The organism is Nostoc sp. DedQUE09, assembly GCF_034530915.1.
In the GTDB taxonomy this organism is placed as follows: domain Bacteria; phylum Cyanobacteriota; class Cyanobacteriia; order Cyanobacteriales; family Nostocaceae; genus Nostoc.
Map to the genome: position 1 here is coordinate 1 of NZ_JAVRCE010000060.1, position 23,425 is coordinate 23,425.

Here is a 23,425-nt window from a genome sequence, read left to right on the forward strand (position 1 = left end):
GGTGGGGTAAAAACCAGATTCGTAAACGACTCCAGACTTGTGTGTACACCGTAGCTCCGACTCGGAGAGGGACGGTTTTGCGTAATAAAACCAGGGAGAGGTTTTTTGATTGAGCAAATTGGGTAGATATTATATGAGCAATCGAATTCACGTTAATGTTAATTGTCATCGTGTGTTCTACTGTGCGATCGCTTACTAGCCCAAGTTAGGCATCGCCGACAATTAATGCTGCATAACATAGGCCAACTAGCTATCATTAGCTAAGTGGTATGCCAGATATATCGTCGGCAATACCATTTAGCTAGCAGTCTTTCTTTACTGCTTACACTCGCACCCATAAAAAGTAGTTTGATCCACTTTCTATTCCCTGCTCTCTATTGTGATACGCATTGGCTAAAAGTACTCTAAATAAGTACGGGGTGCAAAAAATACAAAAAATTCTTCAAGATTCAAGATTAAGGATACGGCTATGGCAACCGAACAGTTAACTAGAGACAGCGACAATCTAGATTTAAATCAGCTACTAAAAACGCTGAATGCTGTTAAACAGGGTGACTTCTCTGCTCGGATGCCCATAGATCATACTGGTGTGGCAGGGAAAATAGCTGATACGCTCAATGATATTATTTACCAGAATGAGCGGATGGCGGCGGAACTACAACGGATTGGTAACGTTGTTGGCAAAGAAGGAAAAATTGTCGAACGTGCCTCTCTTGGAGATGTTCAAGGTTCTTGGTCAGATTGTGTTAATTCTGTCAATACTCTAATTACAGATTTAGTTCAACCAACAGCTGAAACGACTCGCGTAATTCGGTCGGTCGCTAATGGTGACTTATCGCAAACGATCGCCACAGAAATTGAAGGCAGAGCCCTGCAAGGTGAGTTTCTTCAAACTGCTAATATCGTCAACACGATGGTAGATCGGCTTGGTTCTTTTGCATCGGAAGTAACGCGGGTGGCGCGTGAGGTGGGAACTGAAGGTAAGTTGGGCGTTCAAGCCGAAGTGCAAGGTGTGGCTGGCACTTGGAAAGATTTGACTGATAACGTTAACTTGATGGCGGGTAATCTTACCGGACAAGTTCGCAACATTGCCGAAGTTGCTACTGCGATCGCAAATGGTGACTTATCCAAAAAAATTACCGTTAATGTCAAAGGCGAAATTCTGGAACTAAAAAACACCGTCAACACGATGGTGGATCAGCTTAATTCTTTTGCATCGGAAGTAACAAGAGTTGCCCGTGAAGTGGGAACTGAAGGGAAGTTGGGTGTACAAGCAGAAGTTAAAGGTGTAGCAGGTACTTGGAAGGATTTAACTGACAACGTTAACTTGATGGCAGGAAATTTAACAGCCCAAGTCCGTAACATTGCGGAAGTGACAACGGCGGTAGCGAATGGCGACTTATCCAAGAAAATTACTGTTGATGTCAAAGGCGAAATTTTAGAGTTGAAAAACACCGTCAACATCATGGTGGATCAACTTAATTCTTTTGCATCGGAAGTAACAAGAGTCGCGCGTGAAGTGGGTGCTGAAGGAAAATTAGGCGGTCAAGCAGAAGTTCGCGGGGTAGCGGGTACGTGGAAAGACCTGACCGATAGTGTGAATTTCATGGCGGGAAGCTTAACGGCACAGGTGCGGAACATTGCCGAAGTTACAACTGCGGTTGCAAATGGCGACTTATCTAAGAAAATCACTGTCGATGTCAAAGGTGAAATTCTGGAACTTAAGAACACCATTAACACAATGGTGGATCAGCTTAATTCCTTTGCATCAGAAGTGACGCGAGTTGCGCGTGAGGTGGGAACTGAAGGAAAGTTAGGCGTACAAGCAGAAGTCCGAGGAGTAGCGGGTACTTGGAAAGATTTAACTGATAACGTTAACTTAATGGCGGGTAATCTCACCGGACAGGTGCGAAATATTGCCGAAGTTGCCACTGCGATCGCAAATGGTGATCTATCTAAAAAAATCACCGTCGATGTTAGAGGTGAAATTTTTGAACTCAAAAACACCATCAATATCATGGTGGATCAACTTAGTTCCTTTGCATCGGAAGTAACAAGGGTTGCCCGTGAGGTGGGCAGTGAAGGTAAACTGGGCGTGCAAGCCGATGTGCGCGGTGTGGCTGGTACTTGGAAAGATTTAACTGATAGCGTGAACTTCATGGCGGGAAGTTTAACGGCACAGGTGCGGAATATTGCCGAAGTGACTACGGCGGTTGCAACAGGCGACTTATCCAAAAAAATCACCGTCGATGTCAAAGGTGAAATTCTGGAACTTAAAAACACCATTAACACAATGGTGGATCAACTCAATTCCTTTGCATCAGAAGTAACACGGGTTGCCCGTGAGGTAGGAAGTGAGGGTAAATTGGGCGTGCAAGCAGAAGTGCGCGGCGTGGCTGGCACTTGGAAAGATTTAACCGACAGCGTAAATTTCATGGCGGGAAGCTTGACGGCACAAGTACGGAATATTGCCGAAGTAACTACGGCGGTTGCAACAGGCGACTTATCCAAGAAAATCACTGTCGATGTTAAAGGTGAAATTCTGGAGTTGAAAAATACCATTAATACAATGGTGGATCAACTCAGTTCCTTTGCAAGTGAAGTGACGCGAGTCGCCCGTGAGGTGGGAACTGAAGGTAAATTGGGTGTACAAGCAGAAGTAAAAGACGTTGCTGGTACTTGGAAAGATTTAACCGACAGCGTGAACTTCATGGCGGGAAGCTTGACGGCGCAGGTGCGGAACATTGCCGAAGTTACAACTGCGATCGCCAATGGTGATTTATCTAAGAAAATTACTGTTGCCGTCAAAGGCGAAATTCTGGAGTTAAAAAATACCATCAATATAATGGTGGATCAACTTAATTCCTTTGCAAGTGAAGTGACGCGGGTGGCGCGGGAAGTGGGAAGCGAGGGTAAGCTGGGTGTGCAAGCAGATGTGCGCGGCGTAGCTGGAACTTGGAAAGATTTAACCGACAGCGTGAACTTCATGGCGGGAAGTTTAACGGCACAGGTGCGAAACATTGCTACAGTAACCACGGCGGTGGCAAATGGCGACCTCTCGAAGAAAATCTCCGTTGATGTCAAAGGTGAAATATTGGAACTCAAGAACACCATCAATACGATGGTGGATCAACTCAACTCCTTTGCAAGTGAAGTGACGCGGGTGGCGCGGGAGGTGGGAACTGAAGGTAAATTGGGCGTGCAAGCAGAAGTTAAGGGAGTGGCAGGTACTTGGAAAGATCTCACCGAAAGTGTAAACTTCATGGCGGGAAGCTTGACGGCGCAAGTGCGGAACATTGCCGAAGTTACCACGGCGGTAGCTAACGGTGACTTATCCAAGAAAATCACTGTTGATGTTAAAGGTGAAATTCAGGAACTCAAAAACACCATTAATACAATGGTTGATCAGCTTAATTCTTTTGCATCAGAAGTAACAAGGGTTGCCCGTGAGGTGGGAACCGAAGGTAAATTAGGCGTACAAGCTTACGTTAGAGGAGTTGCTGGCACTTGGAAAGATTTGACGGACAACGTGAACTCGATGGCGGGGAACCTCACCGGACAAGTCCGCAACATCGCGGAAGTTACCAAAGCGGTGGCTAATGGCGACTTATCTAAGAAAATTACCGTCGATGCCAAAGGCGAAATTTTGGATTTGAAGAACACCACCAACACGATGGTGGATCAACTCAGTTCCTTTGCCAGTGAAGTAACACGGGTGGCGCGGGAAGTGGGAACTGAAGGTAAGTTAGGCGGACAAGCGCAAGTCCAAGGTGTCGCGGGTACTTGGAAGGATTTAACTGACAACGTGAACTCGATGGCGGGGAACTTAACGGCACAAGTGCGCGGTATCGCCAGAGTTGTAACAGCAGTTGCTAACGGTGACTTGAAACGGAAACTGATGTTAGATGCTAAGGGAGAAATTGAAACCTTGGCAGAGACAATCAACGAGATGATTGATACTCTAGCAACATTTGCCAATCAGGTAACTACAGTAGCGCGGGAAGTGGGAATTGAAGGGAAGTTAGGCGGACAAGCTAGAGTCCCTGGCGCGGCTGGAACTTGGAAAGATTTGACAGATAACGTGAATGAACTTGCTGCTACACTGACAACTCAGTTGCGAGCGATCGCAGAAGTTGCTACAGCTGTAACTAAGGGCGATTTAACTCGTTCAATTGCCGTCGAAGCATTAGGTGAAGTAGCGATACTCAAAGACAACATCAACCAGATGATTGCCAATCTGCGGGAGACAACGCAGAAAAATACTGAGCAAGATTGGTTGAAAACTAACTTAGCCAAGTTTACTCGAATGCTGCAAGGGCAGCGAGACTTAGAAACCGTATCTAAACTAATTCTTTCAGAACTAGCACCCTTGGTAGGAGCGCAACACGGTGTATTCTTCCTGATGGACTCCTTGGAAAATACACCGTATTTGAAACTAATTAGTAGCTATGCTTACCGCGAACGCAGACATCTAGCTAACCGCTTCCACTTGGGCGAAGGTTTGGTAGGACAATGCGCTTTAGAAAAAGAGCGAATTCTGCTGACGGATGTACCAAACGATTATGTCAAAATTGCTTCTGGGTTAGGAGAAGCTACGCCCCTGAATGCCGTGGTGTTACCTGTACTTTTTGAAGGACAGGTGACAGCAGTGATTGAATTAGCATCTTTCCGCCGCTTTAGCGAAATTCATCTGACATTCTTCGATCAGCTTACCGAAAGTATCGCGATCGTCCTCAACACGATCGCAGCATCGATGCGAACTGAAGAATTGCTCAAGCAGTCGCAATCTTTGGCTGAAGAACTCCAAACCCAGCAAAGCGAACTCCGCGAAACCAACAAGCGCTTAGAACAACAAGCCCAATCACTCAAAACCTCTGAAGATTTACTCAAAGGACAGCAAGAGGAACTGCAACAAACCAACGCCGAATTAGAAGAAAAGGCAGAGTTGTTGGCGATGCAAAAGAAAGAAGTCGAGCGCAAAAATCGGGAAATTGAACAAGCAAGACTGTCTTTAGAAGACAAAGCTGAACAACTTGCCCTCTCCTCAAAATACAAATCAGAATTCCTCGCCAATATGTCCCATGAACTGCGGACACCGTTAAATAGCTTGTTGATTTTGGCGAAATTGTTGACAGATAATATCGAGCGCAACCTCACCGACAAGCAAGTCGAATACAGCCAGACAATTTACTCAGCCGGTACTGACTTGTTGGCGTTAATCAATGACATTCTGGATCTCGCGAAAATTGAATCTGGAACCATGTCCATTGACATGACTCAAATGCCATTGGCAGAGTTGGGTGAACAGATTGAGCGCACCTTCCGACAAATCGCTCAGAGCAAAGGACTTGGTTTCACAATTGAATTTACTCCCGAATTACCAAACAGTATTTATACAGATGTCAAACGTATCCAACAGGTATTGAAAAATCTGCTCTCCAATGCTTTTAAATTTACAGAGCATGGGGAGGTACGCTTACGGATTGCAGTAGCCAAGCTAGGGTGGAGCAACGACAACGAAACCTTAAATCGTGCCCAGTTGGTGATTGCTTTCTCAGTCAGCGATACAGGCATTGGCATTGCCCCCGAAAAACAGAAAGTGATTTTTGAAGCATTCCAGCAAGCCGATGGCTCTACCAGTCGCAGATACGGCGGTACCGGATTAGGCTTATCAATTAGCCGCGAAATTGCCCGTCTATTCGGCGGCGAAATTAAACTCATCAGTCAACCCGGTGAAGGTAGCACCTTCACATTCTACTTACCACAATTGAGTGCTGAGTCACGAGTGCTGAGTGCTGAGTCTAGATCGACACTTCCCACTACTTCGGCTTCTCTACGAGACGCTACGCGAACGCTCAGTACAAGTCCCTACTCCCCACTCCCCACTACTTCGGCTTCGCTCAGTACAAGTCCCCACTCAGCACTCAGCACTCAGCACTCAGCACTCATAAATGATGATCGCACGACTATAGAAAGGGGCGATCGCGTGTTACTAATTGTCGAAGATGACGTTAATTTTGCGCGTATCCTTCTAGATATGGCGCAACAACAAGGATTTAAGGTGATAGCAGCCCAAACCGGTAGTACAGGTTTGATGCTAGCGCAGCAATTCCTACCTTCAGCCATTTTGCTAGATATCCGGTTGCCAGAAATGGATGGTTGGACGGTATTGGATCGTCTCAAACATGACCCAAATACCCGTCACATTCCCGTACATATCATGACTGTTGAAGAAGGAAAACAGCGCGGTTTACAACTAGGTGCGATCGCATATCTCCAAAAACCCTTAACCAGCGAGACAATATCCGAGGCGTTGACCAAAATTAAAGGTTTTGTTGAGCGCCAAGTGAAAAATTTATTGGTAGTCGAAGACGACGACACTCAACGGCTGAGTATTGTTGAGTTGATTGGTAACAGCGATGTTTCAACTACTGCTGTGGCTGACGGTGCAGCTGCTCTAGAAGCTATTCGCACCCAGCATTTTGATTGCCTTGTCCTCGATTTAGGGCTACCCGACATGACCGGGTTTGAACTGATCGAGCAGATAAAGCTTTTACCTCACGGTAAAACTTTACCAATTATTGTCTACACAGGTAGAGAAATTAGCAAAGCTCAAGAAACAGAACTCAGACGAATTGCCGAAACAATCATCATTAAAGATGTGCGATCGCCTGAACGTCTGCTTGATGAAACAGCATTATTTTTACACCGAGTCCAAGCAAATTTACCTGCACCAAAACGACAAATACTCGAACAACTGCATTCACAAGACTACTTACTTACTGGCAAAAAAGCGCTAATTGTAGACGATGATATGCGGAATATCTTCGCCCTTACCAGTATGCTGGAGCGTTATCAAATCCAGGTTTTATATGCTGAGAATGGTAGAGAGGGAATTGCTATGTTAGAAAATACACCAGATATTGATGTTGTTTTGATGGACGTAATGATGCCAGAAATGGATGGTTACGAAACAACACGCACGATCCGCCAAAACGAGCAATTTAAGTCTTTGCCGATTATTGCACTGACCGCTAAAGCTATGCAAGGCGATCGCGAGAAGTGTATTGAAGCCGGCGCATCAGACTACATTACTAAACCCGTAGATACCGAACAATTGCTGTCGCTGTTGCGTGTTTGGCTATATCGTTAATGATGCGATCGCTTTCACTAATTCCTCTGAATCTACAGGCTTAGAAATATGCCGTTGAAATCCGGCAGCGATCGCTTGCTGATGATCTATCTCACTAGCGTAAGCAGTTAAAGCGATCGCGGGAATTGTCCCTCCTTGCTCTGGTTCCAGACTCCTCACCTGTCGCATCAGCATATAGCCATCCATTTCGGGCATTCCGATATCGCTGATAATTAGATTTGGCAGGGATTGACTCAATGCAGTTAAAGCTTCAATGCCTGAAGGGACAACGGTAACAGTTGCACCATATTGCTCCAGCATGAAGGGCAAAAATTCTCGCATATCTGCATCATCATCCACTACCAGAATCTCTAAGCCAGACAGTGGTGAAGACTGAGCCGCCACCAGTGAGGAGTTAGCTTTTGCATCCTTAATTCCTTTGTTTTCATCCTGTAAGCATGGAAGTCTGACGGTGAAAATTGCTCCTTGTCCTTCGCCCAGGCTTTTTACCTGCACAGTTCCCCCGTGAAGTTCTACGAGATGGCGGACGATCGCTAATCCTAAACCTAAACCGCCAAATTTTCGAGTTGTCGCCCCATCTGCTTGACGGAAATAATCAAAGACATAAGGTAAAAACTCAGGTGCAATCCCTTTTCCTGTGTCAGTTACACAAATTTGTACCTGTGAGCTAACTTGCTCTAATTTAATTTTTACCTGTCCCCCAGTAGAAGTAAACTTAATGGCATTAGAAAGGATATTCCAAATGACTTGTTGCAATCGATTGGCATCGCCTAAAACGTCCCCGACACCAGATTTAAGAATTGTCTGAATTTGGATAGACTTAGCCTCCGCCGATAAACGCACTGTCTCGATCGCAGCTTCAATGACTGATACCAAATTAATCCGGCCAAAGTCGAGGTTAAGTTTACCCTGAAGGATGCGGGAAACATCGAGCAAATCTTCAATTAATTGGGTTTGTAACTTGGCATTACGCTCAATGGTTTCTAGGGCGCGATCGCTTGTTGCTTGATCGAGCTTGCGGGTTCGCATTAATTTTGCCCAACCGAGAATCGGGTTGAGTGGGGTTCTCAGTTCATGAGATAAGACAGCAAGAAATTCATCTTTGATGCGGTTTGCTGATTCAGCAGCGCTTCGTGCGGTTAGTTCGGCTTCGTAAAGATGGGCACGAGCGATCGCTTGGGCGCATTGTTGAGCAACAGCCAAGATAAACGCTTGATCTTCTCCACTCAATTGTTGAGGCTGGGCAAATCCTAAAGTTATACCTCCAACTGCCGAACCTTCTACCATCAATGGAATAGAAATCCAGGCTTCAAAGTCATATTTAGAGTAAGCTTCAGCTAAATGAGGGTAACGAGCGATCCGATTTTTTGTTGATTCAGCCCAAATAGGTTGCCCAGTCCGCACAGCTTCTGCTAAAGGAGAAGGTAAATCAATGGAAAAATGCCGCCAAGTGTCTACCAAATCTTGGTTATAGCCAACCGCCCGCACAATTTCCAGTTCAGTTTTACTTTCATTCACCAAGGCGACAAGAGCAGAACTGGCTCCCAAGGCAGCCATACTCTGCTCGACAATCACATCAGATACTTGGGCTGGTGTCAGCGATTCTGAAAGAGCAGCTGTGATGGATTGAAGACGGGCAATGCGCTCTAATGCTCGTTCTGCTGTTTTTTGTGCTTGCTGCGCTTCTTGGTAAAGGCGAGCATTATCAATAGCGATCGCCGCCCGATGAGCAATATTCTCCGCCAATGACAAGTCAGCCGTGCTGTAACGACGTTCTGATTCAGCGTTTACAAAGGAAATAGCACCAAAAATTCTTCCACGTGCCATTAATGGCAAAATTATACACGATTTTAAACCAAGCTCACGTATAATACGCAGATGTTCTGGATCTGGGATGACTCTTGCTAGCAATGCATCTGAAATTTCAGTTATCATTTCAGCTTGTCCAGTACGCAAAACTTTAGGCACGCCTTCCTGTGCATCCAAATTTCTGGGATAACGTTGATAAAGTTCCCAGCCTAATCTCACTTTCTGTGGATCGCGGTGAGCAACTGCTACCCGATTAATTGATTGGTTGTCTTGCAACAGATCAACGCCGCACCAATCAGCGAAGTAAGGCACAGCCAGATTTGCCACACTTACTAATGTGCTTTCATAATCGAGCGAAGAACCAAGGGTTGCACTGACTTGAGCCAAAAATGTTGCCCGTTGCTGATCGGCTTCTGCTTCTTGTCGCGCGGTTTGCTCTTGAATCAGTTGGATACGTTCGGCTTCAGATTGTTTGCGATCTGTAATATCAAGCACAACACCACTCATGTGTGTGGCTTTACCTGCTTCATTAAAAAAGGCTTTTCCTCGGCAGGCTAGGTAGCGAACACTGCCATCATCTCGAATAATTCGATATTCTAAATCATGCTCTACACCTTGGTTAATCGCTCGGCTCAACGATTGAGTCAGCAATCCCCGATCATCTGGATGCAGACGAGCTAAAATTGCTTCAAAAGTGGCAACACAGGTTTCAAGTGTTAAGCCAAATAGTTGATAAATCTGCTCATCCCAGTCAAAGCGATCGTTGGCAATATCCCAACTCCAAACACCGATCTGGGCAGATTTCAACACTAGATTGAGTTTTTCTTGACTATTTTCTAGACCTTGATAAAGACGAGCATTTTCTAAAGAAATAGCAATTTGAACTATCAATATTTCTAGTACAGAAAGTTTATCGTGTGTAAAAGCGCTAGAAATAAGATTATTTTCTAAATATAAAATACCAATTAATTTTGACTGAAGCGCGATCGGTAAACAAAGTACAGATTTAGGTTGCTTTCGTATTATATATTCGTCTTTGGAAAACAGATTTTGCTCCGTGGCATTTTGCAAAATCACTGCTTCTTGAGTTCGCTGGACATAATTGAGCATTGATTGCGGAATAACCTGTGAAATTTCACCCTCTAATACAGGTCGATAAACATTGAGCTTTTCTGCTTGGGAATTAAATTTAGCTTCTACTTCGATTACCAAGTTTTGCTCGTATTCAAGCAATAAATAACCAATTTCTGCTCCTGCTTGCTCAAGAACAATCTGCATTAAAGTCTTCAACAACCGTGAAAACACAATTTCACTAGATATGCTTTGAGATGCTTTAACAACCGATAAAAAGTCTAGTTGTTCACCTGTGCTGAAAAACGTTCCATTAGAGATAAGCTGTTGTTGCGGCAATAGCTGAGGATAGGATTCTTCGAGGTGTTTAACTTTAGCAGATGCCTCCCAGCGTACATAAGCATTTTTAGCTTCTTGCAAGTAGGTTTTGGCAATTAATTCAAACTTCCGTTCCACATAAAATTTAGCGCATAACTCATTAGCCAAAGCTTCATATTGAACAAATCCTTGCTCACAGGCTGAAGCAATTGATTGCTCATACAAGCGCATTGCATCTAAATCTCGATTTTCAATGCGAGCTATTTCAGCAGCTACTAATTGAGACTTGTGTAAGAAGTTTGCAGGGCAATGATTAGCCCAGTATTGCAATTGCTGCTGATGGAATTTTAAGGTTTGCAAAAACTGTTTTTGCTCTTGCTCAGATAGTGTTGGATAAAGAGCCGTGAGAGTCAGTGAGTAATATAAGATATAATCTGTTTCAATTAGTGATGCTAGTGTTGTCACTGGGAAATTAGACAATTTTAAAGCAGAATTAAATGCCTCTGTATATTTTCCATAAGTAAAAAATATAATTAATTTAATAACATGATAAAAAATAATTCCACTGACGAAACCTGCATCTGTAATAATAGATAAAGCTGATGCTTCATCAAATTGATCATTACTGAGAATCAGATTGTGGTGAGTTAGTCCGCGCAGATTCATCAGTAGCATCTGCTGTAGTTTGATTGTCTGATAGACAGTCTCATGTTTAGACTGCCGGGCGAATGTAGTATATTTATCTAGAGATTTGTATGTTTCTGCAAGTGGAAAACCTAACTGGATAATTTGCCATGAGCTTTGATAACCATTGTAGTTAGCCATCGTCACATCACCAGCTTCTACACAGCCGATAAATCCTCGCTCTAAAAATTGAATATCGTTCAAAATATGGTTACACCAAAGGTTAATATGACTTCCATGAATGTGCAGAACAACTCCTCTAAGTTTCAAGCCATGCAACTTTTCATTTAATTGAATTGTCATCTCAGAGAATGCGTACCCAGTAGGAATATCATGAAAGATGGAAACCAACAACATGGCATACATGCTGTAGGCAAAACAGGAATCTTCTGTATTGCCAAACTTGAGTGAGTAGTTAACTGCTTTAAGTACGACTAACGGAAAGAGATCAGGTCTACTGAGATAAGTAGGTGCGCCCAAAGTTGTCAACAGGCTAATGACTGTTTTAATATTTGGATCTTGGATTACTATAGAATTAATTAAATCAGAGACTTGTCTATTACCTAAATTGGTTAATACTTGGATTTTTTCAATTGCGATCGCAGCTTGCACTTCCTCATTTGTATCAGGGAATGTCACCCCGAAAAGTTTTAAAGCTTCTAATCCCAATGTCAGCGCCTCTTCATACCTTCCTGCAACTTGATAGAGTCTGATTTGCAGCATATAAATATTAGATTTATCGATAGAAGACGCTGCTTTTATAAATAGCAATTCAAATAATTTTTCTGCTTGTACTAAATTACCTGTTAAAAATTCACACTCAGCTAATTCTCTGAATAGCGTAAATGTTTGTTCATATTGTTCAATCCAGGCATTTTCAGCTAAAAGATTAATGGCAACGCTAAAAAACTTTTTAGCAGGAGCGTAGGCTGTAGAAGCTTTTGCTTTCTTAGCAGCGATTAAATTCAACCGTAGCAATTCATCTTTTTCTGTCTGTTCAATAATTAGATCCACAGCGAAATTGAGTTGATTGACTAAATCAAATATTTGCTCGTTTACTTGTTCAAAACTAGCATTTTTCAGCAAAAGTCGTCCAATTGCCAGGTGAACTGCCGACTTTGATTCATCAGCAGTTAAGGAGTATGCAGCTTGCTGAACTCGGTCATGATAGAAACGATAGTTTTTCTGGGCAGTTTCATCTGATATGGGTATAATTAATCCTCTTAAAATTGCATCAACAAGCGCATTCGCTGTTTTCTCAATAGATTGTTCACCAACGATCGCTAAAATTTCTAAATCAAAACGATTACCAATACAAGAAGCTAACTTAAGTACCTGTTGAGTTGCGGCTGGCAGTTTTTGCAGCCGCTCAATCATCAGACTAACAATATTATCTGTAATCCCTTGAGCTTCAATCTGAGTTAAATTCCATCGCCAAATACGATGTTGGCGGTCAAAAATCAGCAGATTTTCTTGATGCAGTGTTTTCAAAAACTCATTGACAAAAAAAGGATTACCGTCAGTTTTTTTGAAAATCAATTGAGCAAGAGGCTCTACTTGTTCTACTGAACTATGCAAAGTATCAGCAATCAACTGATTTACATAAACAATACTCAATGGCGTAAGGATAATTTCGGTTATTCTTGCTCCATACTGGCAAACCTTCTCCATCATCAAACTAAAGGGATGCACAACATCTACTTCGTTATCTCGAAAGACCAAAATGAAGCAGAGATATTGGATACTAGACCCAGTAATGACGGTTTGAATTAAATTTAAAGTAGCGCTGTCTGCCCACTGCATATCATCTAAAAAAACAGTGAGAGGATGCTCTTTTTGAGCAAAGACGCTGATAAAATTCTGAAACACCAAATTGAATCGGTTTTGAGATTCGGCAGGCCCCAACTCTGGTATAGGAGGCTGTTCTCCAACGATTAATTCAACTTCGGGAATTACATCTGCGATCAATCTACCATTGTTTCCTAATGCTGCTTGTATTCGCTTTTTCCAGGTAGCAAGTTGATCTTCAGGCTGCGTTAAAATTTGTCGAGCGAGTGTTTGAAAAGCTTGAACAATAGTGGAATAAGGAATATCTCGTTTGTACTGATCAAATTTACCAAAGATAAAAACCCCACGTTCTCTAACAATGGGTTTGTGAATCTCTTTCACCAAAGAAGATTTACCAACCCCAGCATAGCCAGAAACTAAAACCAGTTCTGGTTTACCTTGACTAACAACTCGTTCAAATGCTTGTAAAAGCTTGGCAATCTCTGCTTCTCGCCCATACAATTTTTGAGGAATTTGAAAACGCTCTGAGATATCTTGTTCACCCAAAACAAAGGATTTAATTTGTCCAGTTGTCTCCAATTGTTTTAAGCATTGTTCCAGATCGAATTGCAAACCTAAAGCGCTCTGATACCTCTGTTCTGCAACCTTCGACAACAATTTGATGATGATGTCACAGAGCATTTGAGGAATATCAGACTTTAACTTATTCGGGGATGGTGGAGATTTGGCAATCTGACAATGCACCCACTCTAAGGGGTCTTTACCTTGAAATGGTAGCTGACCTGTTAGCATCTCATAAAAGGTGATTCCCAGAGAATACAAATCGCTGCGATGGTCAATTCCTCGATTCATCCGCCCAGTTTGCTCAGGTGACAAATAAGGTAGACTGCCTTCAATTTCACTGGAACTGCTAACTATTTGCTGCTGGTAGGGAATGAACGTAGCAATTCCAAAATCAGCAATTTTGACCTGATTAGTTTCGAGGTTAATTAAGATATTTTGCGGCTTAATATCCTTGTGGACAATGTGATGAGTGTGAATTTGTGCAAGTTTACTAGTGATTTCAATCGCAATTTTCAGAAACGGCACAGGCTGTTGAAATTGGCCTAGTAACTGGTCAAGCGATCGCCCCTGAAAATCCTCCATAATTAAATAAGGGATTCCCTGATGCATCTCTAAGGCGTAAGCTTTAACTACGGCTGGGGTGTTTAACCTTTGAGCGATTGCATACTCATGTTTGAGTTGTTCAATATTATTGGGTGTACACTGTTCTGGACGTAGCCCTTTGATAATTACCGGACGCTGATCTTTAACCCTAATTCCACGGTATATGACTGCTTTTACCCCTGCTTTTAATAAAGTGACAATTTGAAATCCGGGTAATGCAATCATCATGCCAAATACTCCAGCCGTGCTTCTTCAAATATAGTTCGAGCTTAATGTATTTTAGATACATTTCCTTGGGCAGATGAAATTTAGATAATATTCAGTTTGGATAATTTACGTTCTGCTAACTCCCAAACGAAAAATAAGCTAAAATTCAAGCAGAGTAAGCATTTCCCGCTCATAAACTCCCCATGCTTGATAACCTGCAAACCCAACTTTACCAACTAGAACAATTTGCCAACAGCCTTGTTTCTAACCAACTGACACACCTTAGCATGGTGAGCATTGGTATCATATTTGCGGCTGGCTTGCTTACCAGTCTTACACCCTGTATGCTTTCTATGCTGCCAATTACTATTGGTTACATTGGCGGTTATGAAGCTAAAAGCCGCTTGCAAGCAGCTGCCCAATCAACTTGGTTTGCTTTAGGATTAGCAACTACCTTGGCAGGGCTAGGAATAATAGCAGCTTTTGTAGGAAAAGTCTACGGCCAAGTGGGAATTGGTTTGCCGATTATCGTCAGCATTATCGCCATTCTCATGGGGCTGAACTTATTAGAAGCACTACCTCTGCAATTTCCATCCTTGGGCGAAACGAATTGGATTTCGCCAGATTTACCAGCCGGATTGCGTTCTTATTTGCTGGGGCTGACTTTCGGCTTAGTCGCATCCCCTTGTAGCACACCTGTTTTAGCTAGTTTGTTGGGTTGGATTGCCAATACACAAGACTTAATTTTAGGGGCTGTCTTGCTACTTTCTTACACAGCCGGTTATGTAGCACCATTGATTTTGGCGGGTACTTTTACAGCTTCAATTAAAAAGTTACTAGAATTGCGTCGCTGGTCTGGTTGGATTAACCCAGTTAGTGGGGCACTATTGGTAGGATTCGGTGTATTTTCCTTAATTTCTCGGATTCCCCTTGGCAGTTTTTAATATCAATACTTTTGTTAGATTTTACACCTAATGACTTCAGAAGATTCAGCGTCCAAAGAAATAAAATGGTGGGCAGTACCTGGGCAGTTCTTACGCCAAGAGCTTTTGCCCGTACTGACTAACTTACGACTAGCGATCGCACTACTGCTATTGATTGCGATCTTTAGCTCCACTGGTACTGTAATTGAGCAAGGTCAGTCACCCGCATTTTACCAGGCTAACTACCCAGAACATCCAGCTTTATTTGGTTTCTTAACTTGGAAGGTAATTCAGGTAGTTGGATTAGACCATGTATATCGTACTTGGTGGTTTTTGGCATTACTCATTTTATTTGGTACTAGCTTAACTGCTTGTTCATTTACTCGACAGTTGCCTGCCTTAAAAGCTGCCCAGCGCTGGAAATATTACGAAGAACCACGACAATTTCAAAAATTAGCTTTAAGTGCAGAACTAGATACTGGTTCCCTAAATTCCCTCAGCGAAATCTTACAAAAACACCGTTATAAAATTTTTCCAGATCAAGAAAAAGAAAATCTCCTTTATGCCCGTAAAGGAATAGTCGGACGCATCGGCCCAATTATCGTTCATATTGGCATCGTCGGTATTTTGCTAGGGGGAATTTGGGGGGCGATGACTGGGTTTTTGGCTCAGGAAATGGTTGCTAGTGGCGATACATTTCAAGTGACAAATATTGTCGATGCTGGCCCTTTAGCCGCCCAAATCCCGAAAGATTGGTCTGTGCGCGTCAATCGTTTTTGGATTGACTACACACCATCTGGCGGCATTGATCAATTTTATTCGGATATGTCTGTCTTGAATAAGCAGGGGGAGGAAATTGACCATAAGAAGATTTTTGTCAACGAGCCTCTGCGGTATCATGGCATAACTTTCTATCAAACTGATTGGGGAATTGCAGGTGTTCGCGTCCAATTTAACAACAGCCCGATTTTTCAGCTACCAATGGCGCAATTGAACACCAACGGTAACGGACGCATTTGGGGAACCTGGGTTCCTACCAAACCGGATTTGAGTGAAGGTGTCTCCCTTTTGGCGAAAGACTTGCAAGGGATGGTATTAATTTATGATGCCACTGGCAAACTTGTTGATACAGTCCGTGCGGGGATGTTCACCGAAGTTAATGGCGTGAAGCTGAAAATTTTGGATGTCATTGGTAGCACCGGCTTACAAATTAAAGCCGATCCAGGCATCCCAATTGTTTATACAGGGTTTGGCTTGCTCATGCTGGGTGTAGTAATGAGTTACTTCTCCCACTCGCAAATATGGGCATTGCAAAAAGGCGATCGCTTGTATGTCGGTGGCAAAACTAATCGTGCCCAAGTTGCCTTTGAACAAGAAGTTTTAGAGATTTTAGATCGGCTAAGTTCACAGCCAAAAGGTGAGGAAAAAGAGGCAGCGATTGAAGTTTAAACACAGAAGGGAGGCAGCGCGTTGCGGAGGTTCCCCCCGTTGTAGCGACTGCCGTCGCGCAAAGCAACTCGCAGAGAAATGCAGAGGATTACTTTGCGTACCTTTGCGTTAACCTCCGCGTCCCTCTGCGTTTCAAAGTTATTTACCATTAATCACGCCCACACGCCTACAAATTGAAATTACTAGAGGTATTTATTAAACATTGGAACAAAAAATTTCTATGTCTGCTAAACTTCAATCTCAGCGGCGGGTTTGCCTTCTACCTTTAATCGCTATATTGTTGAGTATTGCTTCTTGCGCTGCCGAGCAAAAAAATATAAAGCGTGTTTCCCTTGTTGGTACTGGGGCAAGTTTTCCCGCACCTTTGTATGAGCGCTGGCTTTCAGATTACAACCAGCAAAATCCCAATATAGAAATTAACTATCAAGCTATAGGAAGCAGTGCTGGAGTACAACAGCTCATCGACGGTACTGTAGATTTTGCAGCTAGTGATGTGGGAATTACAAGTGAACAAGCAGCCAAGATAAAACGGGGAGTAATCGCTTTGCCAATAACTGCCGGTTCTATTGTGCTGGCTTATAACCTCACACCAGTTTCACAGCAGTCGCCTCAAGTGAATGTGCCACCAACTCTCAGGCTACCACGCCAAGTTTACGTAGATATCTTTCTGGGAAAAATTACGAATTGGAATCATCCTAGAATAGCCACAGCTAATCCAGAGGTAAGTTTGCCCGATTTACCGATTCAGCTTGTACACCGAACTGATGGTAGTGGAACTACAAGCGTCTTAACGCAACACCTAAGCACCATCAGTCCAGAATGGAAAAGCAAAGTTGGGGCTGGTAAATCTGTAGCATGGCGAGTAGGAATTGGTGGAAAGGGTAACGAAGGTGTTACCGCCCTGATTCAACAGATACCAGGAGCTATTGGCTATGTAGAATACATTTACGCCAAACAAAATAAGCTTCCTGTGGCTGCTTTAGAAAATAAATCTGGTAATTATATTACACCGACACCAGCATCTGTAGCACAAACTTTAGAAGCCGTGAAATTACCAGGTGATAACTTGATTGCTTTCATCACTGATCCTACAGGTGCCGAGTCTTATCCCATTGTCACTTACAGCTGGCTTTTAACTTATCACCAATATCCAAACCGAGTCAAAGCTCAAGCATTGAAAAACTTTGTCAATTGGGCTGTGATTGACGGACAAAAATCTAGTTTGGAACTTGGGTATATTCCTTTATCAAAAAAAGTTGTGCTTCAAGTGCAATCTGCCGTGAAGAAAATTGCTGAATGAAGCCGATTAATACCATCTGCGCTCATCAGCAATAATGTTACTTTTGGTGACGCACTTCAACTACAGTATGTACATTACCGCGAGGCGTGAAATCTGCTTTCACCGTGACTTCCAACGGATCGCAAGCAGCCACAAAATCATCTAAAATTTGATTGGCAGATTCTTCGTGGGAAATATAGCGATCGCGGTAACTATTAATATAAAGTTTGAGCGCCTTCAATTCCACTACCCGTTCATCAGGCACATAGCTAACATAAATTGTCGCAAAGTCAGGATAACCGGAAAACGGACATTTACAAGTAAATTCCGGCAAACTAATGTTAATGTCATATCGCCTCCCCACACGCGGATTGGGAAAGGTAATTAGTTTACCTTCTGCAATGTCGCGTTCGCCATACTTCATTTCTTGGTTTGTCATTTGTCATTTGTCATTTGTCATTAGTTATTCTACTTATCTTTACGTCCTTTTAGTAATTTTGTAGCTTGTTAACTCTTAACTCCTAATTCCTAACTCCCGCTCAATACTCTTCCTTCTCCCAGTCTGGACAATTCTCATCTTCACAACCGTGGGGATGCATAGCACAAACTAATAAATTACCACCATAAACTTGACCGTGGTAATGACTACAACCGATACAGGCAGCATTTTTTTCAGATGTGGGTTCAACTGAATAAGGAAAACCCGGATCGACATCTGCTACTATGTCTTCCAGTTCCCAGTAAGCTTCAAATATCGGTTCAGCTAAATCTTGTAGATAGTGATCGACTTCAGTAACAATATTATTGTGTACTTGCTCCGTGACTTCTTCCGTTAGTTCAAAAAATGCGTCTACCACTTCACTCATTCCCAGGAAGAAGCGCTCTACTTCATCAGCCACTGCTTCGACAATTTCTACTAAATCTTTTTGCCACTGTTCCATAAACTTGACACCTTTGCAGGCTATAAACAGGACGCTTGGTGTTATCTAGCTTGAAACACTAAGATACACGCTAGGCAATGTATCTTATCAAGTTTTTATCCGAAGTGTCATGTCAAAATGCCACTTATTACTAATATTTTGCTTAAAAAATGCTTTTTATTGATCGCGTTGCAATCGTTTTAACTCGTCTTGCAGGTTTAGCACTTCTTGGCGTAATTTATCTACATTCTCATCATTTGAAGCCTCTTTGACCGTTGGCTCTTCATCTTCCTCTAAAATTTCAATGCGGCGAGGTTGAGAAGGGGACGCTTCTGGTGAGGTTTCACCAGATGGTTGGGCTTGTTGGGCTTGCTTCATCATATCTTCAACGAAGCGGCGAGCTTCTTCTGTGTTCATTTCGCCCTTTGCCACCATTTCATCTGCCAGTTTTTGGACTTGTGATCGCACTTCGGCTAATTTTCCCCCTGCTTTCTCACCTGCGTAAGAAGCTAATCCAACACCGAGGTAAAAAGCTTTTTGAACAATATCTCCAAAACCAGGCATGGTTTTTGACCGCTCCTAAAAATAGGGCGACCCGGAGACTACGCCTACCACAAGCCTCCCGTGTTGCTGCTACCTTCCGGTTCTGACAAGATTTGGGTGTTGCGATCGCATAGATCCAGGTCTTCCATAAGCATAACATTAAAATTCAGTAAGTGTGTGTTATTCCATAACAATTCGCCATTCATAAAGCTGATAGTTGACGCAGCCGTGTTTCACCAAGGGGTCATCAGCTACAATCGCTTCCGCTTCCTCCTTTGAGGCTGCCTCAAACAGCAACATCCCGCCTCTTTGATCCACCCAATAGCCTGTTCGCGCTTTGTGTCCTTTAGTAATTAATTCCCGAATGTAGGCTTTGTGGGCAGGTACATATTGGTCAAAGGTAGGTTTATCGACTTTCCCCTCTTCAATTTTTACAAACCACGGCATTGGCTTCTTAACTCCAGTTACAACCGACAGTCTACGTAAAGTACCCACTACTGATTCAGAGTACTGAATACAATAAATCTTGAGTGAAATGCGCTATGACTTTAGCCTAACGCACCCCTATATCTGTAATATATCTGTAATATTTTTTGGGCGTTTGCTGTTCACTACTCAACAGCAATAATGATTTCATAATCCAAAATCTAAAATTGAATGAGCCGTTTTTTTGTTGCCCTCCTACCACCGCAAGATATTCAAGATTACGCCAACGAGATTAAGCAGTATTTTGCCGATCGCTATGCTAGTGGCGGCGCGCTAAAGTCTCCGCCTCATATTACCCTGCAACCGCCCTTTGAATGGGCAGATGCTAACTTGCCACTGTTAGAAGCATCCTTGAAGGAGTTTGCCAGTGGCCAACAGCCAGTAGCAATTACACTCAGAGGGTTTGAGGCCTTTGCACCTCGTGTAATATACATTAATGTCGTCAGAAGTCAAGAGCTTTTAACTTTGCAAGCTGATTTAATGGCTTATACAGAAAGCAACTTGCAAATTGTTGACAAGGTTTCTAAAACCCGCCCTTTTGCACCCCATTTAACGGTTGCATTTCGGGATTTAACAAAGCAGAACTTTAAAGCTGCTTGGCCAGAATTTGAAAATCGTCAGTTACATTTTGAGTTTACTGCTGATAAATTAACCTTGCTGCTTCACGACGGGAAGCGCTGGAATATTAAACGAGAGTTTGCTTTTTTCTCTGGTAGTAATTGAGCGATGTTTTTGTGATGGATGCTGGCGCTGTTTGATATTGGAGCTTATTTTGTTTTGGATTAATTGATGATTTATATATTCTCTAATCATTGGTGATACAGAGAAAAGATAAGTGTTTTTTTCTACTAAAGACCGCTCTTGCAAAGATTCTAAAGCATCTAGTAATTGTGGTGTTGCTATAGTAGGTGATATTTGCGATCGCAGTTCTGAAAGCGAAACTGGCTGAGAATTACTTGCTAACCGCCCGATAATCATGTTCTCTGTATCTGACACGCGTTTAAAATACTCTTTTAAAAGCTGGCTAATCTCACCAAAAACTAATGTTTTTTGGTTTAAAAACTCCGAAATATTACCGTCAAATAACTTATCAATTTTGTTAAAGGCTATATTTAATGCCAATGGATTACCGGCATAGCTCTCAATGAGTTGATGCAAATCACCATTTGAACCACAAAAAGCACCTTTGCTTTTAAAGATTTCTTCTATTTCTGGGATTTGCAAGCCTTTTAGTTGCAATGACTTAACGGGTAATTTTTCTCCTATCAGTTGCCTAATTTCTCTCGGCGTTTCCTGACTTGTAAGCAGTAAGGAGCTTTGATGAACTGTTTGTGCCACTCGTCTGATAAGTTCACTATAACCTTCATAACCTTGACGATAATATCCAATATCATATTTACCTGAAGCCTTTTGTAAAATTGCCTCTAGATTATCTAAGATCAATAAACAGCGAGCATTTTTTAAACAATTAATCAACTGTGAAATTCTGCCGTCTAAAGTTTTTGATAAATTAGTTTCCTGCCCTTTAGATAAAAGTTTAATTAGATCGGCTAGCATATCTTTAACTGGTGGAGCATTGCGGAGACTGCGCCAAATTACAAACTCAAACTTATCTTGAATTTGCTCTGCTAGCTTTACTGTTAAGCTGGTTTTGCCCATACCATCCATACCTAACAAAGTCACTAGTCGGCAGTGTTCTTCGAGAATCCAGTCTTTTAGTGTTGCTAGTTCTGCTGTGCGTCCTAAGAATACAGAGATATCGGGTGCTTCGCCCCAATCAGTTAAATTTTGGATTGAATGCTGATAACTGATTACTTCATCAGTCCGAGGTAGTTGATAATCACTTGGTTCAAGTAATAAATTAAAAGCCCTAAAACAGGTGTTTAGAGTTTGTTTGTCAACTCCTACTTGGCAATGAAATACCTTCATCACTGTATCTGGATCTAAGCCAGTGCGATCGCTTAAATCTTCTAAAGTATAGCGTTTATCTAGGTTTTCCCAACTTTGTGCCTGACATTTTGCTGTTTGAAGTTTCTCAAACCCTTGAGGTGTAAGAATAACACCCCGTTTGCGCCTGCGTTTTAGTGGATTCATGACTGTCTCTTAAGTTTTGTACATACACTCCTATAAGTAATAGTCAGTAGTTAGCGCCTGTAATATGCCGCCAAAATATCTACTTCACTTAAGAGGGTGCTACAAAGATGAGATGTGCTTTTCCTGAAATCAGGTTTGTTAAATATTATGAATATAAATGTAGAAACGTAGCAGTGCTATGTTTCTACAAGAGTTCTCGATAACGCAGATTTAATTTCACCAGATATCTATTGTTATTGATTTTACTGACGATGTATGTTTTGCAGAATTGCCAGAGATAAATCAGAAGTTTTGCGGAAATTGTTGGTAGTTTTTATATGTTGTCAATGCCAGAGAGTCAGTTAGCTAGTACTCCACCACGTTAATTTTAATAAATTTGCAGTGTCTAGAGCGGTAGGGGCGCACATCTGTGTGCCATTAACACGTAGTATCATTAAATTGAGAATAAGCGATCGCCCCTCTTTCTTTTTCCCTGTGTGTAGTCGCATACGTCGAACGTCTCAAAGAGTTGCAGCTTGTCGTCACACATCGCTTAACTTTCGGAACGCCTTGCAAACAAGAAATGTTAGATTTATTTATTTCTACTTACCTAATTTTTGTAAAACAAGATACATTTAATGGTAGTTTAATCGCAAAGGAACCAAAAAGTATGGCCGTTAGTAGCCCTGAAGTGATCCGTCATATATTGATCGGATTGGGATATTTAGCTCCTGAGATTGATCCTAAACCGGATCTGACTAAATTTGCTCCCTGGAAGCGGAATAACAACTCTTTGACAGACGATCCTACTGAAGAAGCGATTAAAAAGTTTCAGAAACAGTATTCACAAAAACTTACGGTTAATGGTAATGCTGATGCAGAGACTCGAACTGTCATGGAAGATACAGTCAAAGGGCTTCAGAATAGATTGAAGTTTCATGGTTTTGCAAGCAATGCTGAAATTCCTCCAGACAAACCTTTTTATGGGCCGGCTACTTATACAGCAGTCAAAAAATTTCAGAAATCTCAAGGTTTAACTGAAAATGGGATTGCTACTTTTGAACAACGTCAAATTCTACAGCAATCTAGTCTGACAGATAAGCCCAAACCTCAGACACAAGTAAAGCTGATAGATTTGTATTTCCAATTCAAAAAGAATCCTCAAAATCCTTCTTACATCGCAGCGTTAAATAACTTACAACAAAATTTACCCAAGGACGTTTTACACAAAGTTACTAACAAATGGAGGGGAACAAACGATCAAAATCCAGAAATTGTCAAGCTGACGAATCTGTTTACTTATTATGATGACAATAATGCAAATCATCGTGATGCATTAAATCACTTACAAAGTCAGATTACCCCAGCTATCTCTCAAGCATTTTTAAGTCTTTGGAATAAGAAGTAACAAATGGAACTTACAGCAGAATTCAGAATTCAGAATTCAGAACTAAAATTTTGTACCTCATCAACTTGAAATCTGCTTTTCCACATCTGATACCAATTGAAAAAATGTTTACGACAGATAAACCCAACCACGCTGACGCGCACCCCT

12 protein-coding genes and 1 other RNA gene are annotated in these 23,425 nt (G+C 42.2%); 6 read left to right on the plus strand and 7 right to left on the minus strand.

Translation table 11 applies throughout. The features are described 5' to 3' along the window. The first annotated feature begins 469 nt into the window (after positions 1-469). Positions 470-7,153: a HAMP domain-containing protein gene (locus tag RMY27_RS27775; RefSeq protein ID WP_322668080.1), complete on the plus strand. Its 6,684-nt coding sequence runs from the start codon at positions 470-472 to the stop codon at positions 7,151-7,153. On the opposite strand, the gene RMY27_RS27780 is transcribed toward RMY27_RS27775, so the two are convergent. Further along, complete coding sequence (locus RMY27_RS27780) at positions 7,142-14,218, minus strand: AAA family ATPase (protein WP_322668081.1); 7,077 nt, start codon at positions 14,216-14,218, stop codon at positions 7,142-7,144. The two genes, RMY27_RS27775 and RMY27_RS27780, sit on opposite strands and share 12 nt — an antisense overlap. A 182-nt stretch (positions 14,219-14,400) precedes the next feature. Between RMY27_RS27780 and RMY27_RS27785 the strand changes: the two genes are divergently transcribed. The 3 genes from RMY27_RS27785 to pstS all read left to right on the plus strand — a co-directional run bounded on the left by RMY27_RS27785 (position 14,401) and on the right by pstS (position 17,869). Continuing rightward, complete coding sequence (locus RMY27_RS27785; protein WP_322668082.1) at positions 14,401-15,141, plus strand: cytochrome c biogenesis protein CcdA; 741 nt, start codon at positions 14,401-14,403, stop codon at positions 15,139-15,141. A 30-nt stretch (positions 15,142-15,171) separates the two neighbouring features. After that, positions 15,172-16,569: a cytochrome c biogenesis protein gene (locus RMY27_RS27790; protein WP_322668083.1), complete on the plus strand. Its 1,398-nt coding sequence runs from the start codon at positions 15,172-15,174 to the stop codon at positions 16,567-16,569. Positions 16,570-16,789: 220 nt separating this feature from the next. After that, entirely contained in the window at positions 16,790-17,869 is a 1,080-nt protein-coding gene (gene pstS, locus RMY27_RS27795; protein WP_322668084.1) for a phosphate ABC transporter substrate-binding protein PstS, read from the plus strand. Positions 17,870-17,906: 37 nt separating this feature from the next. On the opposite strand, the gene queF is transcribed toward pstS, so the two are convergent. The 5 genes from queF to RMY27_RS27820 all read right to left on the minus strand — a co-directional run bounded on the left by queF (position 17,907) and on the right by RMY27_RS27820 (position 19,758). After that, a complete protein-coding gene (gene queF, locus RMY27_RS27800; RefSeq protein ID WP_322668085.1) occupies positions 17,907-18,287 on the minus strand; it encodes a preQ(1) synthase in 381 nt (126 codons plus the stop codon). A gap of 100 nt (positions 18,288-18,387) precedes the next feature. Further along, a complete protein-coding gene (locus RMY27_RS27805) occupies positions 18,388-18,789 on the minus strand; it encodes a hypothetical protein (RefSeq protein WP_322668086.1) in 402 nt (133 codons plus the stop codon). Positions 18,790-18,945: 156 nt separating this feature from the next. Then, the gene (locus RMY27_RS27810) at positions 18,946-19,332 is read right to left on the minus strand and encodes a phasin family protein (RefSeq protein ID WP_322668087.1); all 387 of its coding nucleotides are present in this window, start codon (positions 19,330-19,332) and stop codon (positions 18,946-18,948) included. Positions 19,333-19,357: 25 nt separating this feature from the next. Then, positions 19,358-19,454, minus strand: an RNA gene (gene ffs, locus RMY27_RS27815) — signal recognition particle sRNA small type. A 37-nt stretch (positions 19,455-19,491) separates the two neighbouring features. Next, positions 19,492-19,758, minus strand: a complete 267-nt coding sequence (locus RMY27_RS27820; RefSeq protein WP_322668088.1) for a YciI family protein — start codon at positions 19,756-19,758, stop codon at positions 19,492-19,494. Between the two features lie 210 nt (positions 19,759-19,968). Between RMY27_RS27820 and RMY27_RS27825 the strand changes: the two genes are divergently transcribed. Continuing rightward, on the plus strand, positions 19,969-20,520 hold the full coding sequence (locus tag RMY27_RS27825; protein ID WP_322668089.1) for a 2'-5' RNA ligase family protein: 552 nt from the start codon (positions 19,969-19,971) through the stop codon (positions 20,518-20,520). Here RMY27_RS27825 and RMY27_RS27830 read toward each other — a convergent pair. Continuing rightward, complete coding sequence (locus RMY27_RS27830; protein ID WP_322668090.1) at positions 20,446-21,891, minus strand: NACHT domain-containing protein; 1,446 nt, start codon at positions 21,889-21,891, stop codon at positions 20,446-20,448. The two genes, RMY27_RS27825 and RMY27_RS27830, sit on opposite strands and share 75 nt — an antisense overlap. A gap of 649 nt (positions 21,892-22,540) precedes the next feature. On the opposite strand from RMY27_RS27830, the gene RMY27_RS27835 reads away from it, so the two are divergent. Next, positions 22,541-23,278 (plus strand): peptidoglycan-binding domain-containing protein, encoded by a 738-nt coding sequence (locus RMY27_RS27835; protein WP_322668091.1) that lies wholly within the window; start codon positions 22,541-22,543, stop codon positions 23,276-23,278. The last annotated feature ends 147 nt before the right edge of the window (positions 23,279-23,425 follow it).